Origin of the sequence: Micromonospora sp. A200, from assembly GCF_029893845.1 — a bacterium.
Lineage (GTDB): Bacteria > Actinomycetota > Actinomycetes > Mycobacteriales > Micromonosporaceae > Micromonospora > Micromonospora purpureochromogenes.
Map to the genome: position 1 here is coordinate 307,717 of NZ_JARXXY010000001.1, position 14,226 is coordinate 321,942.

The window sequence follows — 14,226 nt, forward strand, 5'->3', positions numbered from 1 at the left end:
CGGAAGACGGAACCAGGCTCACGGGGGACAACACCGCGATTACCCGGCGCCACCAGGTCAGACGGCCACCGGGCCGGGGGTTCGCGCGGCTCTCGGCGGCGCTAGCGTCGGCCGGGTGACAGAAGACCGGGAGGACGCCGGCGCGGAGCCCGGCCGGGTGCCGGGAGACCGGGCGGACGGCGGCGCGGAGCCCGGCCGGGTGCCGGGAGACCGGGCGGACGGCGGCGAGGAGCCCGGCCGGCCGCGGGTGGCGGTGGTGGAGGCGTACGCGGCAGTGGCCCGCCGGGTGCTGGCCCGGCCGGCGCGGTTGGGGCGTACCCGACTGGTGGCCGTCGACGGGCCGAGCGGCGCGGGCAAGAGCGTGTTCGCCGCGCGGCTCGCGGACGCCCTCGCCGCGCTGCCCGGCGGCGAGCGGCCACCGGTGGTGCACACCGACGACCTGCTCGACGGGTGGGACGACCAGTTCACCTTCTGGTCCCGGCTGGAGGAGCGGGTGCTGGCGCCACTGCGGGCCGGGCGGCCCGGGGCGTACCAGCGCTACAGCTGGGTGCGGCGGAGCTTCCTGCCCCGGGTGGTGCCGGTGCCGGTCGCGCCGGTGCTGCTGGTGGAGGGGGTGAGCGCGGCGCGGGCGGCGATCCGGCCCGAGCTGAGCCTCGCGGTGTTCGTCACCGCCCCGGCGCCGCTGCGGCGGGCCCGGGCGCTGGACCGCGACGGCCCGCAGATCCTGCCGGAGCTGCGCCGCTGGCACGCCGGGGAGCGCGCGCACTTCGCCGCCGACCGCACCGCCGCGCACGCGGACCTGGTGGTCGACGGTGCGCCGGCGCTGCCGCACGACGCCGCGCGCTACCTCGTGCGCCACCCCGCGAGCTGCGGCGATGCGGCCTCGCGAGGTGCGGCGAGGTAAGGCCGGCATACGATGCCGGTCATGACCACACCGATCATGTCCGAGTCCGAGGTGCGGGCCGCCGTCGAGCGTGAACTGCCCGGTGTCCGTGCCGATCTGGAACGACTCGTCCGCATCCCCGGCATCGCCTTCGAGGGCTTCGACCACTCGCACGTGGAGCGTTCCGCCGAGGCCGTCGCGGAGCTGCTGCGCGGCTGCGGCCTCGACACCCGGATCGTGCGCTCCGGCGGCCAGCCGGCGGTGATCGGGACGAAGCCGGCGCCGCCCGGGGCGCCCACCGTCATGCTGTACGCCCACCACGACGTGCAGCCGGTCGGCGACCTGTCGCTCTGGGAGTCCGACCCGTTCGAGCCGGTCGAGCGGGACGGCCGTCTCTACGGCCGGGGCGCCGCCGACGACAAGGCCGGCATCATGGCGCACGTCGCGGCGCTGCGCGCCTTCGGCGACCAGCTCCCGGTCGGCGTGGTCCTCTTCATCGAGGGCGAGGAGGAGTACGGCTCCGACTCCCTGGAGCGGCTGCTCGCCGAGCACCGCGACGAGATCGCCTCCGACGTGATCGTGATCGCCGACTCCACCAACTGGGACATCGGCGTGCCGGCGCTGACCACCTCGCTGCGGGGCATCGTCAACTGCTTCGTCGAGGTGCGCACCCTCGACCACGCGGTGCACAGCGGCATGTTCGGCGGCGCGGTGCCGGACGCGCTGACCGCGCTGGTCCGGCTGCTGGCCACCCTGCACGACGACGCCGGTGACGTGGCCGTCGAGGGCCTCGTCGGGCGGGAGGGCGCCAGCGTCGACTACCCGGAGGACCGGTTCCGCGCCGAGGCCGGGCTGGTCGAGGGGGCCGCGCTCTTCGGCACCGGCCGGATCACCGACCGGCTCTGGACCAAGCCCGCGCTGGCGGTGCTCGGCATCGACGCCCCGGCCACCGGCGAGGCGCCGAACGCGCTGGTCCCGTCGGCCAAGGCCAAGCTGAGCGTACGGCTGGCGCCGGGTGACGACCCGAAGCGGGCGTACGACACGCTCCGCGCCCACCTGGAGAAGCACGCGCCGTGGGGCGCCCGGGTGACGGTCACCTTCGAGCACGACGGCGACCCCTGCGTCATCGACGCCTCCGGGCCGATGTTCGACGCCGCCCGGGGCGCCTTCCGTACCGCCTGGGACGGCACCGACCCGGTGGACATCGGCGTCGGCGGCTCCATCCCGTTCATCGCCACCTTCCAGGAGATGTTCCCGCAGGCGGCGATCCTGGTCACCGGCGTCGAGGACCCGCACGCGCGGGCGCACGGCCCGAACGAGAGCCTGCACCTGGGCGAGTTCGCCCGGGTCTGCCTGGCCGAGGCGCTGCTGCTGGCCCGGGTCGCCGAGGCGGGGCGCCAGGTCGGTTAGGGCCTGAGTCAAAGTCCTCGGCCGGCCAGGGGCTTTGACACAGGCCCTTGGTGACGGAACCGTAACTTCGGGGCCGATGTCGGAGTTTGCGGTGTGTCGGGCGCGGGGCTGTTATAGCCTTTCGAACATGCGTACGAACGACGTGATGGCACGGCTCGAAGCCGCCGTGAGTGCTCTGGGGGACCTCGACGTCTCCGCGTGGCCCGAGGACACGCTCAAGGAACAGCTCGGCGAGCTCTCGGCCGCGCTGGTCGCCCTCGACGGCGTCCTCTCCCGGGTCGCCGACGAGGTGCGGGCCCGGGGCCTGCGCATCGAGGAGCCCGTCTCCGCCTGACCCGCGCCGCCCATCAGGACGGCCCGGGCACGGCAATGCCCGGGTGGTGTCGGGGGTGGCTGGCAGGATGAGGCCGTGCGGTTCCTCGACCTGGCAGCCACCTCCGCGGCGGTCGGCGCCACCAGCGGCCGGCGGGCCAAGGTGGAGCTGCTCGCCGCCGCGCTGCGGGCGCTCGACCCGGCCGAGGTGCCGGCCGGCTCCGGCTACCTCGCCGGCGAGCTGCGCCAGCGGCAGACCGGCGTCGGCTGGGCCGCCCTGCGCGACCTGCCGGCACCCGCCGCCGAGCCATCGCTGACCGTGGCCGCCGTGGACGCGGCGGTCGACCGGATCGCGGCGGTCAGCGGCCCCGGCTCGCAGGCCCGCCGGCGGGAGCTGCTGGGCGCGCTCTTCGCCGCCGCGACCGCCGACGAGCAGCGGCTGCTGGTCGGGCTGTTCAGCGGGGAGCTGCGCCAGGGTGCCCAGGCGGGGCTGCTCGCCGACGCCATCGCCCGGGCCGCCGAGGTGCCGGTCGCCGCCGTCCGCCGGGCCCTGCTGCTCGCCGGCGACCTGCGCGCGGTGGCGGTCGCCGCGCTCTCCGGGGGCGCCGCCGCGCTGGCCGATTTCGGGCTCCAGGTCGGCCGACCGCTCGCCCCGATGCTGGCGTCGAGCGCCCCGTCGGTCGACGCGGCGCTCGACGCCACCGGCGTGCCGGCGGTGGTGGACGTCAAGCTCGACGGCATCCGGATCCAGGTGCACCGCTCCGGCGACGACATCGCCGTCTTCACCCGCAGCCTCGACGAGTGCACCGCCCGGGTCCCCGAGGTGGTCGCCGCCGTGCGCGCGCTCCCCGCCCGCGAGCTGGTGCTCGACGGCGAGGCCATCGGGCTGGACGCCACCGGCCGCCCGCTGCCGTTCCAGCAGACCTCCAGCCGGGCCGCCCGCCGCACCACGCCGAGCACCACCGGCGGCGCTCCGGTCGCCCCGGCGGTGCTCGCCGCCGCCGAGACGACCGGCGAGGCGGTGCTGACGCCGTACTTCTTCGACCTGCTGCACATCGACGGCGAGGACCTGATCGACCGGCCCGGCCGGGAGCGGTGGGCGGCGCTGGCCGGCGCCGTCGACGAGTCGCTGCTGGTCGGGCGGATGGAGGTGGAGGACGTCGAGCGGGCCGGCGTGGCCTTCGCCGCCGCCGTCGACGCCGGCCAGGAGGGCGTCGTGGTGAAGGCGCCGGACGCGCCCTACGACGCGGGCCGGCGCGGCGCGGCCTGGGTGAAGGTCAAGCCCCGGCACACCCTCGACCTGGTGGTGCTGGCGGTGGAGTGGGGCAGCGGCCGGCGGCAGGGCTGGCTCTCCAACCTGCACCTCGGCGCGCGGGATCCGCGCACCGGCGACTTCGTGATGCTCGGCAAGACGTTCAAGGGCCTCACCGACGAACTGCTGCGCTGGCAGACCGAGCGGTTCCTGTCGCTGGCGGTCGAGCGCGGCGACTGGGTCGTCCGGGTCCGCCCCGAGCAGGTGGTCGAGATCGCCTTCGACGGGGTGCAGACCAGTTCCCGCTACCCGGGCGGAATGGCGCTGCGCTTCGCCCGGGTGGTGCGCTACCGCGAGGACAAGTCCGCCGCCGAGGCGGACACCATCGACATGGTCCGGGCGATCCACGCCGGGCGGGCCGGCGGCTGACCCGCGCCGCCGCCGGGATCAGAACGTCGACAGCGACCGGGCGTAGTTCACCTGGTTGTTGATGTGCTGCACCTGGCCCTGGTCCAGCACCGGGATGCGGGCCACGTACTGGTGAGCGCCGTTGACGACCGTCACCTGGACCGTGCCGTGGTGACGGGTCTCCTTGACCAGCAGGAAGAGCAGGCTGAAGAAGGTCAGGCAGAAGAAGCCCACGATGGCGCAGACCAGTGCCCAGGTGGCGATCTTCTCCTCCTTCTGCCAGAAGTCCGTCACCTGCCAGGAGGCGCCGGCCAGCGGCAGCACCCCGGTCGGTGTCCGGATCACCGGCGGGGTGACCACGATCTCGCCGATCTGCACCGCCACCAGGTCCGGCCGGGCCGGTGGGTAGCCGGCGGGCAGCAGCGCCGGCGCGGGCACCGGCGGATGCGGCCCCGGCCGGGCCGGCGGCGCGGAAAACTGGGCCGGCACCGGGAACGGCGCCGGCGGCGCCGAGAAGTGGGCCGGCGGCGCGGAGAACTGCGCCGTCGCTGGCGGCGCGGAGTGCGCCACGGGCAGGTGCGCGGTCGGCGGCGACTGCGGGGGTACGGGTGCGACGGGTCCCGCCGGCGGCATGGCGTACGGCGCGGCCGAGCCGGCAGGGTATGGCACGGTCAGGCCGGCGGGGTGCGGCGCGGGGAACTGCGCGGTGGGTGCGGTGTGCGGTGCCGGCGGCGCGGAGAACTGGGCGGTGACCGGCGGGGTGTCCGAGGGCGGCATGGCGCTCCACGGGTCGTAGGCCGGGTACGCCGCCGTCGCCGGCTCCGACCGGGCGGTGGTGGGATCAGGGGTGGCCGGCTCGTTGATCACGGGCGGACCCTACAACGTCCTCCGCTGTCCCGTGGCCCGCCCGACTGTCCGGTTCGTCCTGGCCGAGGCGACCGGCGGTCGCGCCGTCAGGCCGGGGTGGCCGGTTCCGCTGCCCGGTCGACCGGGCCCTTCGGCGCGTCCAGCCCCGCCGCCCGCCGGGCCTCCCGGCGGGCGACCCAGCCGTAGCCGAAGAGCGACATCGCGGCGAAGAGCCACCACTGGATCACGTAGCCGAAGTTCTGCCAGTTGTTGGCGTGCCCGATCGGTACCGCGCGGAACGCCGGGTCGTTCGCCGGGGTCTGCTCGTCCAGCAGCAGGTACGCCCCGTGCACCGGGTACGGCAGCTCGCGGGCGATCTTGTCGACGGTGACCCGGCGGGTCTCCAGCCGACCGTCGCGCCGGTCCACGCCGGCCCCGCCGGACTCGGTGGGGTGCACCCGGCCCACCACCGTCACCTCGCCGGTCGGCAGGGCGGGCACCTGCGGCATGGCCATCGCGCCGCCCGGCGCGGGCGGGACCCAGCCCCGGTCGACCAGTACGGCCGTGCCGTCGGTCAGCACCAGCGGGGCGAGCACCTCGAATCCGACCTTGCTGTCGACCGTCCGGCCACGGATCAGCACCACGTTCGCGGCGTCGTACCGGCCGATGGCGGTGACCCGGCTCCACTCGACCCGCTCGGCGGGGGCCGGGCCGACCGAGCCCGCCCCGCCGGTCGGTGCGGGCAGCGCGTCACGCAATGGCGCGGAGGTGCCCCGGCTACCGGCGTCGATGCGCTCGTTGACCGCGGTGCGCTGCTCGTAGCGGTCCAGCTGCCAGTTGCCCAGCAGCACCATCACCGCGGCGGCGACCAGGGTCAGCGCGAGGATGCCCAGCCAGCGTGGGGTCAGCAGGAACCGGTACACGCCACGAGGCTACCCGTATGACCGGGACCACCGACCGCGACGGCCCGGTGCGCCGACCGGTCGGCGGCCGCCACGTGTCGGTCTGGGCGGGTATGGTCACGCGAGCGGATCTCCGGTCGGAGATCTTCCCGGTCGTCCGCCTGCCACCACCCGTCGCCCGCGAGGAGTCGATGATGACCGCCGTGCCGCGCCTCGTGCTCAGCGCGCCGTCCTCCGGACACGGCACCAACGCGCTGGCCATCGGGCTGCTCGCCGCCCTCGCCGAACGGGGCCTGGCCGTCGCCGGCTTCAAGGTCGGCCCGGACCACGTCGACGCCGCGTACCTCGGCCTCGCCGCCGGTCGACCCGGGCGCACCCTCGACGCGAGGCTGGTCGGCGCGGACCGGCTCGGTCCGCTCTTCGCGCACGGCGCGGCCGGCGCCGAGCTGGCCGTGGTGCAGGGCACCATGGGGCTGTACGACTCGGTCGCCGGGCGCCCCGAGGCGGAGTCCACCGCCGCCGTGGCCACCGCCCTGCGCAGCCCGGTCGTGCTGGTGGTGGACGTGGCGGCGATGGGGCAGTCGGTGGCCGCCCTGGTGCACGGCTTCCGCTCCTACGACGATCAGCTCTGGCTGGGCGGGGTGATCCTCACCCAGGTCGCGTCCCCGCGCCACGAGGCGATGCTGCGGCAGGCGCTCGACGACGTCGACGTCCCCGTCTACGGCGCGCTGCGCCGGCACGAGCTGCCCCCGGTGCTGCCGGCCCGGCGGCACGGCGTGCTGCCGGTGGTCGGCGGCGACGCCGAGGCAACCCGCGCGGTGCGGCGCCTCGGCGAGGCGGTGGCCGGCACCGTCGAGCTGGACCGGCTGCTCGCGCTGGCCCGCTCCGCGCCCGCGCTGACGGTCGAGCCGTGGTCGCCGTCGCCGGCCGCCCCGGTCGAGAGCCGGCCGCTGGTCGCGCTGGCCGGTGGGCCGGGCGGCAGCTACAGCTACGCCGAGACGGCCGAGCTGCTGCGCGCGGCGGGCGCCGAGGTGGTCACCGTCGACCCGCTGCGCGACGAGGCGCTGCCCGCCGGCACCCGGGCGCTGGTCGTCGGCGCCGGCCTGCCCGAGTCGTCCGCCGCCGAACTCTCCGCCAACCGCCGGCTCTGCATCGCCGTGGCCGAGCTGGCCCGAACCGGCCGCCCGGTGCTCGCCGAGGGGGCGGGCCTGCTCTGGCTGGCTCGCGAGCTGGACGGCCGGCCGATGTGCGGGGTGCTGGATGCGATCGGCGCCAGCCGCGACGGCCTGGTCGTCGGCTACCGCGAGGCGACCGCCCGCACCGCCAGCGTGGTCGCCGAGGCCGGGGCGGCCGTGGTCGGCTACAAGCAGCACAGCGCGGTGCTCACGCCCCGGGCCGGTGAGCGCCCGGCGTGGAGCTGGGAGGGCGGCGCTCCCGAGGGCTTCGTCTGGCGGGGCGTGCACGCGTCGCAGTTGGGCCTGCACTGGGCGGCCGACCCGGCCATCGCGACCCGACTGGTGTCGGCGGCCGGGATTGCCGAGGGCGTCGGAGCACCGGCGTGATCGGGCAGGTGGCCGTCCGCCGCTTCCCGGCGCTGACCGTCTCCACCCCGCGTACGGAGGTGCGCCAGCTGCGGGCGACGGACGCCGGCGCGGTCGACGAGGTCTTCGCCGACCGGCAGACCCAGCGCTGGCTGCCGCTGGCCGACGCCAACGGGCAGATCGACGGGCCGGCCTGGTGCACGGATCTGGCCCGGCAGCGGCGCGACAGCGGCGACGGCGACCACTACGCGGTGGTGCGCCGGGAGGACGCCCGGGTGGTCGGCTGCCTGTGGACCCGGCGCACGGACTGGGGCGCCCGGCTCACCGAGGTGTCGTACGCCCTCGCCCCGCACGCCCGTGGGTTCGGGCTGGCCGCCGAGGCGGTGGACGCGCTGGCCATCGCGCTGATCCTGGAGCACGGCTTCCAGCGGGTCGAGCTGCGGGTGGCCCCGGGCAACGTGGCGTCGCGCCGGGTCGCGGAGAAGGCCGGCTTCAGCTACGAGGGCCTGCTGCGCAACGCCGGCTTCGTCCGGGGCGCCCGGGTCGATCTGGAACTCTGGTCCCTGGTCGCCGCCGACCTGCACTGAACGCCCCACCCGTCACCGCAGCCGGCCCGCGACCCGCCGGTCCGTGAGCCGGGCGGCAGCCGCCCCGCGACCCGCCGGCCGCTGAGCGGGGCCGGCGCGCCCATGACCCGCGCCGGCCCGCGGCCGGCCCAGCGGGGCGGACAGAAGCGCTGCGCCAGGAACCGCACCGTTCCTGACGCAGCGCTCCCGGTCATCCGGGCAGGCGGGCCGGTCTCACCCCACGATGCGGTCCGACGGTGGGGTGAACTGGCGGGGGGCCGTGCCCTTGAGGCCGTCGCGCAGCGTCTCGGCGACCGCGGCGACGGGGACCTGGGACTGGCCGTCACCCACCGCGTTGAACGGGTTGTCCGGGTCGGCGATGAAGCTCGCCGCCGCCAGTTCGGGCGTGTAGCCGACGAACCAGGCCGACCGGGTGCTGTCCGTGGTACCGGTCTTGCCGGCCACCGGGCGGCCCACCGTGCCCCGGACGCTGTCCGCCGTCGACCAGCCCCCGCAGCTGCCCTTCGCCGGGGTGTCCCCGGTCGGGCAGCGGGCGGCGTCGGTGGCGGCCCGGGCCGCGTCCGCGCTCACCACCTGCCGGCAGCGCGGCTTGGCCACCTCCCGCTGGATGCCGGACGCCGTCCGGTACGTCGCCGACGTGCCGTCCCGGTTGGTGATCGACATGACCGGCATCGCCTCGCAGTACCGGCCGTCGGCGGCGATCGCGGCGTACGCGTTGGCCAGCTCCAGCGGGGTGGCGTCGGAGACGCCCAGGGTGAACGCGCCCCACTTCTTGGCCTTGGCCGGGGAGGCGTGGTCCCGGTCCACGTCGGTACGCCAGCGCAGCCCGAGCTGCTCGGCGAGCCGGACCCCCCTGTCCGCGCCGATCTGCTCCTCCAGCTGTACGAAGTAGGTGTTCACCGACTTGCCGAAGCCGGACCACATGGTCTGCCGGCCGGTCATCGCCCCACTGGCGTTGGACGGGGCCCAGCCGTCGTAGACCCTCGACTGGTACCGGTACGGCGAGTTGTACTCGGTGGAGAGCGTCATCCCGGCGTCCAGCGCGGCGAGCATCGGGAACATCTTGAACGTCGATCCGGCCTGGTAGCCGGGGAGGCTGCCGCCGCCGAGCAGGGGCGCTACCGTGTTCGGGTAGTTCGCCTTGACCTTGGGGCCGGCCTCTGGGTTGGAGCTGGACGGGTTCTCGCTGAGGTCCAGTGAGTACGTCCGGTTCACCGCCATCGCCTTCACCCGGCCGGTGCCCGGTTCGGCCACCACGATGCCGTTGGCGAAGGGGCTGCCGACGCCGTCCTTCGCGCCGACGTTCTTCTCCGCCGCCGACTGGATCTTCGGGTCGAGGCTGAGCACGATCCGGTAGCCACCCCGGCGCAGCTTGTCCATCCGCTCCAGCCGGTTCTCGCCGAACGCGGGCTGCGCGCTCCACCAGTTCTTGACGTAGTCGCAGGCGAAGCCCCAGGTCTGGTACTTGCTGGGCAGTGAGGTGCAGTCGTTGGCCGGGGTCGTCACCCGGGTCCGGATGGGCTCGGACCGGGCCGCCGCCGCGGCGTCCGGGGAGAGGTAGCCGAGTTGGGCCATCCGGTCGAGCACGTAGTTGCGCCGGCCGGTGGCGTCCTTCTGGTCCGAGGTGATCGGGTCGTACTCGGAGGGGGACTTGACCAGCCCGGCGAGGGTGGCCGCCTCGACCGGGGTGAGGGTGGCCGGGGTCTTGGAGAAGAAGATCTGCGCGGCGGCGTAGATGCCGTACGCCCGGTGGCCGAAGTACGCCGAGTTGAGGTAGCGCTCCAGGATCTCCTCCTTGGTCAGCTCCTTCTCGATGTCGAGGGCCATCCGCATCTCCTTGACCTTGCGCAGGCTGGTCTGCTGGGTGGCCTCCTGGACCTCCTTCGGGGTCTTGGCGCTGTCCCGCAGCGCCATCCGGACGTACTGCATGGTCAGGGTCGAGGCGCCCTGGGAGACGCCGCTGGAGCGGGCGTTGGCCACGAAGGCGCGGGCGACGCCCTTCGGGTCGACGCCGTGGTGCTGGTAGAAGCGGTTGTCCTCGGCGGCGACGATCGCCTGCTGGATGTTCGGCGACATGTCCGACAGCTTCGTGTACTGCCGGTACTCCTCGTAGAACATGGTCAGGATCGTCTTGCCGTCGGGGGCGTAGAGGTACGACGTCTCGGCCGGCAGCGCGGTGCGCAGGATGCCCGTCTTCTGCTCCACCGCGTGGGCGGTGGCCTTGGCGCCGAGGCCGGTGAACGCGGCCAACGGGTAGGCCACGGCGGCAACGACGATGCCGGCGATGAGCCCGGCGCGGAGGAGCGGAACGGTACGACCAGCGGCAGCAAGGGGTCGGTTGCTCACAGGGTCAAGTTATGACATTTCCGATTCGGAAATGAGAAGAATTCATAAACGGGCGAGACTGTCGCCGGGCGGTGACGCGACCCACGTCGGGATCCGCTGTCCCGTACGGCGGCTTCCCGGCAGGATCACGGACATGCATGGTCAGCTGATCGAGGTGCCGCCGGGCACCGGAAAAGAACCGGACCTGGGGCACCACGGGGACGCCGAGGCGACCCCGGGCCTGGTCGACCTGGCCGTCAACGTCCGCCGGGACACCATGCCGGACTGGCTGGCCGACCCGCTCACCGCCTCGTTGGCCGAGCTGGCCGCGTACCCGGACCCGGGGCCGGCCCGGGCGGCCGTCGCCGCCCGGCACGGGCGTCCCCCGGCGGAGGTACTGCTCACCGCCGGCGCCGCCGAGGGCTTCGTGCTGCTGGCCCGCGCGCTGGCCGGGGTGCACCGCCCGGTGGTGGTGCACCCGCAGTTCACCGAGCCGGAGGCCGCGCTGCGCGCTGCCGGGCACCAGGTGGAACGGCTGCTGCTCGACCCGGCCGACGGCTTCCGGCTCGACCCGGCGCGGGTGCCCGCCGACGCCGACCTGGTCATGATCGGCAACCCGACCAACCCCACCTCGGTGCTGCACCCCGCCGCCGACCTGGCCGCCCTGGCCCGGCCGGGCCGGGTGCTGGTCGTCGACGAGGCGTTCGCCGACACCACCGGAGCCCCCGGCGTGGCCGGCGAGCCCGAGTCGCTGGCCGGCCGGCGCGACCTGCCCGGCCTGGTGGTGGTGCGCAGCCTGACCAAGACGTGGGGGCTGGCCGGCCTGCGGATCGGCTACCTGCTCGGCGAGGCCGCGCTGCTGGACCGGCTGGCCGCCGTCCAGCCGCTCTGGGCCGTCTCCACCCCGGCGCTGGCCGCCGCCACCGCCTGCGCGTCGCCCACCGCCGTCGCGGCCGAGCGCGAGATCGCCGCGCGGCTCGCCGCCGACCGCGACCACCTCGTCGCCCGCCTGTCGGCCCTGCCCGGGGTACGCGTCGCGGGCCGCCCGGCCAGCGCCTTCGTCCTGCTGCACCTGGCCGGCGCCGACCGGGTGCGGGAGACCCTGCGCGAGCGCGGCTGGGCCGTGCGACGCGGGAACACCTTCCCCGGTCTGGGCCCGGACTGGCTGCGGGTGGCGGTACGCGACCCGGCGACCACCGACGCGTTCACCGAGGTACTCGCCGAGATCCTGGAGGCATGATGCTGGAGACCACCATCGCGGCGATCGGGCCGCTCGACGAGCCGGCGATGGCCGCCGCGCGCGACCTCCAGGCCCGGCTGACCAAGCCCGCCGGTTCCCTCGGCGCCCTGGAGGATCTCTCCGTACGCCTCGCCGGGCTGGCCGGCGCCTGCCCGCCGCCACTGCCCGAGCCGGCGGCGGTGGCGATCTTCGCCGGTGACCACGGCGTGCACGCCCAGGGGGTGACCCCCTGGCCGCAGGAGGTCACCGCCCAGATGATCGCCAACTTCCTGGCCGGCGGGGCGGTGGTCAACGCGTTCGCCCGCCAGGCCGGCGCCTCGGTCACCGTGGTCGACGTCGGCGTGGCCACCCCGCTCCCGGTCGACCCGGACGCCACCGGCGACCCGGCGGTCGGACCCCGCCTGGTCGCCGCGAACGTCCGGCTGGGCACCCGGGACATGACCGTCACCGCGGCGCTCACCCGCGACGAGGCGCGCGCGGCGCTGGAGATCGGTATCCGGATCGCCGGCGACCTGGTCGACGCCGGAGCGGGGATCCTGCTCACCGGCGACATGGGCATCGGCAACACCACCCCGTCCGCGGCGCTGGTCGCCGCGCTCACCGGCACCGACCCGGCCGAGGCCACCGGGCGCGGCACCGGGGTGGACGACGAGACGTACCGGCGCAAGGTCGGCGTGGTGCGGACCGCGCTGGACCGGCACCGGCCCGACCCGGCCGACCCGCTCGGCGTGCTGGCCGCCGTCGGCGGCCTGGAGCACGCGGCGCTGGCCGGCCTGATCCTCGGCGCCGCCGCCCGCCGCGTCCCGGTGCTGCTGGACGGGGTGATCGCGGCCAGCGCCGCGCTGGTCGCCGCGGCCCTGGCCCCGGACGCGGTCGGCGCGATGGTCGCCGGGCACCGCTCCGCCGAGCCGGGGGCCACCGTGGCGCTGCGCCACCTCGGCCTGGACCCGCTGATCGACCTCGGCCTGCGCCTCGGCGAGGGCACCGGCGCGCTGCTGGCGCTGCCGGTGGTCACCGGCGCGGTCCGGGTGCTGCACGAGGTCGCCACCTTCGACTCGGCGGGGGTCTCCGAGAAGTGATCGGGAACCCCTACCCTCTCGGCCTGCGGCTCGCCGGCCGGCGGGTGGTCGTGGTGGGCGGGGGAGCGGTGGCCACCCGGCGGGTGCCGGCGCTGCTGGACGCCGGGGCGGACGTCTTCCTCGTCTCGCCGGAGCTGACCCCCGCGCTGCAGGCCCACGTCGACGCCGGGCGGCTGCACTGGGCGCCGCGCCGGTTCGTCCCGGCCGACCTGGACGGCGCCTGGCTGGTCCAGGTCGCCGTCGACGACCCGCTCGCCGCCGCGTCGGTCAGCGCCGCCGCCGCCGAGCGCCGGATCTTCTGCGTACGCGCCGACGACCGCTCCGCCGCCAGCGCGTGGACGCCGGCGGTGACCCGGCACGGCCCGGTCACCGTGGCGGTGTTCGGCGGTGGTGACCCGCGTCGCGCGATGAGCGTCCGGGACGCCGTACGCGACCTGCTGAACGTGCGCACCGGTCTGGCCGCCGCCGGGCGGGGCACGACGCCGGGCGGGGCCGCACCCGGTCGGGTGGCCCTGGTGGGCGCCGGGCCGGGCGATCCGGAGCTGATCACCGTCAAGGGCTGGCGGCTGCTCACCGAGGCGGACGTCGTGGTCGCCGACCGGCTGGTGCCCGGGCTGCTCCTGGACGAGCTGCGTCCCGACGTCGAGCTGGTGGACGCCTCCAAGATCCCGTACGGCCCGTCCCGTGCCCAGGAGGAGATCAACCGGATCCTGGTGGACCGGGCCCTGGCCGGCAAGGTCGTCGTCCGGCTCAAGGGCGGCGACCCGTACGTCTTCGGCCGGGGCGGCGAGGAGCTGCTGGCCTGCGCCGAGGCGGGCGTACCGGTGACCGTGGTGCCGGGCGTGACCAGCGCGATCGCCGTGCCGGCGGTGGCCGGCGTCCCGGTCACCCACCGGGCGGTGGCGCACGAGTTCACCGTCGTCTCCGGGCACGTCGCGCCGGACTCGCCGGACTCGCTGGTGCGCTGGCCGGCCCTGGCCGGCCTGCGCGGCACCCTGGTCGTCCTGATGGGACTGAAGAACCTCGCCGCGATCACCGCGACGCTCACCGCGCACGGCAGAGATCCGGCCACCCCGGTCGCCGTGGTCCAGGAGGGCACCACCGGCGCCCAACGGACGCTGCGTTCGACGCTCGGCGCGGTGGCGGCGGACGTGGTGGCGGCTGGCCTGCGCCCGCCCGCCATCGTGGTGATCGGCGACGTGGTCGGCGCCCTCGACGTCTGACCGCTCCCGCGCCCCCCGGCGCCGGCCCCGCTCGCGGTCCGGCGTCGGCGTGCACGCCCACCCCGTTTGCGGCGTGTCGCGGTATCCGCGCGCCACGACACCGCGACACGCCGCAAACGGGGTGGATCTTCGGGCGGCCGGCGGCTCCGCACGACGGGCCCCGACGTGCGACGGCGGCCGGAGAGGTGTCTCTCCGGCCGCCGTCGTCGCTGGTCAGG

At 75.7% G+C, this 14,226-nt stretch carries 12 protein-coding genes; 9 read left to right on the forward strand and 3 right to left on the reverse strand.

The window, feature by feature from the left end:
* The first annotated feature begins 199 nt into the window (after window positions 1–199).
* The 4 genes from M2302_RS01590 to M2302_RS01605 all read left to right on the forward strand — a co-directional run bounded on the left by M2302_RS01590 (window position 200) and on the right by M2302_RS01605 (window position 4,286).
* On the forward strand, window positions 200–904 hold the full coding sequence (locus M2302_RS01590) for a hypothetical protein (RefSeq protein ID WP_348529395.1): 705 nt from the start codon (window positions 200–202) through the stop codon (window positions 902–904).
* Between the two features lie 36 nt (window positions 905–940).
* Window positions 941–2,293 (forward strand): dipeptidase, encoded by a 1,353-nt coding sequence (locus M2302_RS01595; RefSeq protein ID WP_280836242.1) that lies wholly within the window; start codon window positions 941–943, stop codon window positions 2,291–2,293.
* 127 nt (window positions 2,294–2,420) lie between these two features.
* A complete protein-coding gene (locus M2302_RS01600; protein ID WP_280836183.1) occupies window positions 2,421–2,627 on the forward strand; it encodes a hypothetical protein in 207 nt (68 codons plus the stop codon).
* Between the two features lie 75 nt (window positions 2,628–2,702).
* Window positions 2,703–4,286 carry an ATP-dependent DNA ligase gene (locus M2302_RS01605; RefSeq protein ID WP_280836184.1) on the forward strand — a complete coding sequence of 528 codons (1,584 nt, stop codon included), beginning with the start codon at window positions 2,703–2,705 and terminating at the stop codon, window positions 4,284–4,286.
* 18 nt (window positions 4,287–4,304) lie between these two features.
* Here M2302_RS01605 and M2302_RS01610 read toward each other — a convergent pair whose 3' ends face one another.
* Complete coding sequence (locus M2302_RS01610) at window positions 4,305–5,132, reverse strand: hypothetical protein (RefSeq protein WP_280836185.1); 828 nt, start codon at window positions 5,130–5,132, stop codon at window positions 4,305–4,307.
* An 86-nt stretch (window positions 5,133–5,218) separates the two neighbouring features.
* Window positions 5,219–6,034: an SURF1 family protein gene (locus M2302_RS01615; RefSeq protein WP_280836186.1), complete on the reverse strand. Its 816-nt coding sequence runs from the start codon at window positions 6,032–6,034 to the stop codon at window positions 5,219–5,221.
* A gap of 173 nt (window positions 6,035–6,207) precedes the next feature.
* Between M2302_RS01615 and M2302_RS01620 the strand changes: the two genes are divergently transcribed.
* Window positions 6,208–7,575, forward strand: a complete 1,368-nt coding sequence (locus tag M2302_RS01620) for a cobyrinate a,c-diamide synthase (RefSeq protein ID WP_280836243.1) — start codon at window positions 6,208–6,210, stop codon at window positions 7,573–7,575.
* Window positions 7,572–8,141 (forward strand): GNAT family protein, encoded by a 570-nt coding sequence (locus M2302_RS01625; protein ID WP_280836187.1) that lies wholly within the window; start codon window positions 7,572–7,574, stop codon window positions 8,139–8,141. The genes M2302_RS01620 and M2302_RS01625 overlap by 4 nt, the downstream gene beginning before the upstream one ends.
* Window positions 8,142–8,354: 213 nt before the next feature.
* Here the strand turns inward: M2302_RS01625 and M2302_RS01630 are convergent, their stop codons facing one another.
* Window positions 8,355–10,487: a transglycosylase domain-containing protein gene (locus tag M2302_RS01630; protein WP_280836188.1), complete on the reverse strand. Its 2,133-nt coding sequence runs from the start codon at window positions 10,485–10,487 to the stop codon at window positions 8,355–8,357.
* A gap of 133 nt (window positions 10,488–10,620) precedes the next feature.
* On the opposite strand from M2302_RS01630, the gene cobC reads away from it, so the two are divergent.
* From cobC to cobA, 3 genes are read left to right on the forward strand one after another with little or no spacing between them, the layout of a single operon-like run.
* The gene (cobC, locus tag M2302_RS01635; RefSeq protein ID WP_280836189.1) at window positions 10,621–11,706 is read left to right on the forward strand and encodes an Rv2231c family pyridoxal phosphate-dependent protein CobC; all 1,086 of its coding nucleotides are present in this window, start codon (window positions 10,621–10,623) and stop codon (window positions 11,704–11,706) included.
* Window positions 11,706–12,785: a nicotinate-nucleotide--dimethylbenzimidazole phosphoribosyltransferase gene (gene cobT / locus M2302_RS01640; protein ID WP_280836244.1), complete on the forward strand. Its 1,080-nt coding sequence runs from the start codon at window positions 11,706–11,708 to the stop codon at window positions 12,783–12,785. The genes cobC and cobT overlap by 1 nt, the downstream gene beginning before the upstream one ends.
* Entirely contained in the window at window positions 12,782–14,008 is a 1,227-nt protein-coding gene (cobA, locus tag M2302_RS01645; RefSeq protein WP_280836190.1) for a uroporphyrinogen-III C-methyltransferase, read from the forward strand. Before cobT ends, cobA begins: the two co-directional genes overlap by 4 nt.
* The last annotated feature ends 218 nt before the right edge of the window (window positions 14,009–14,226 follow it).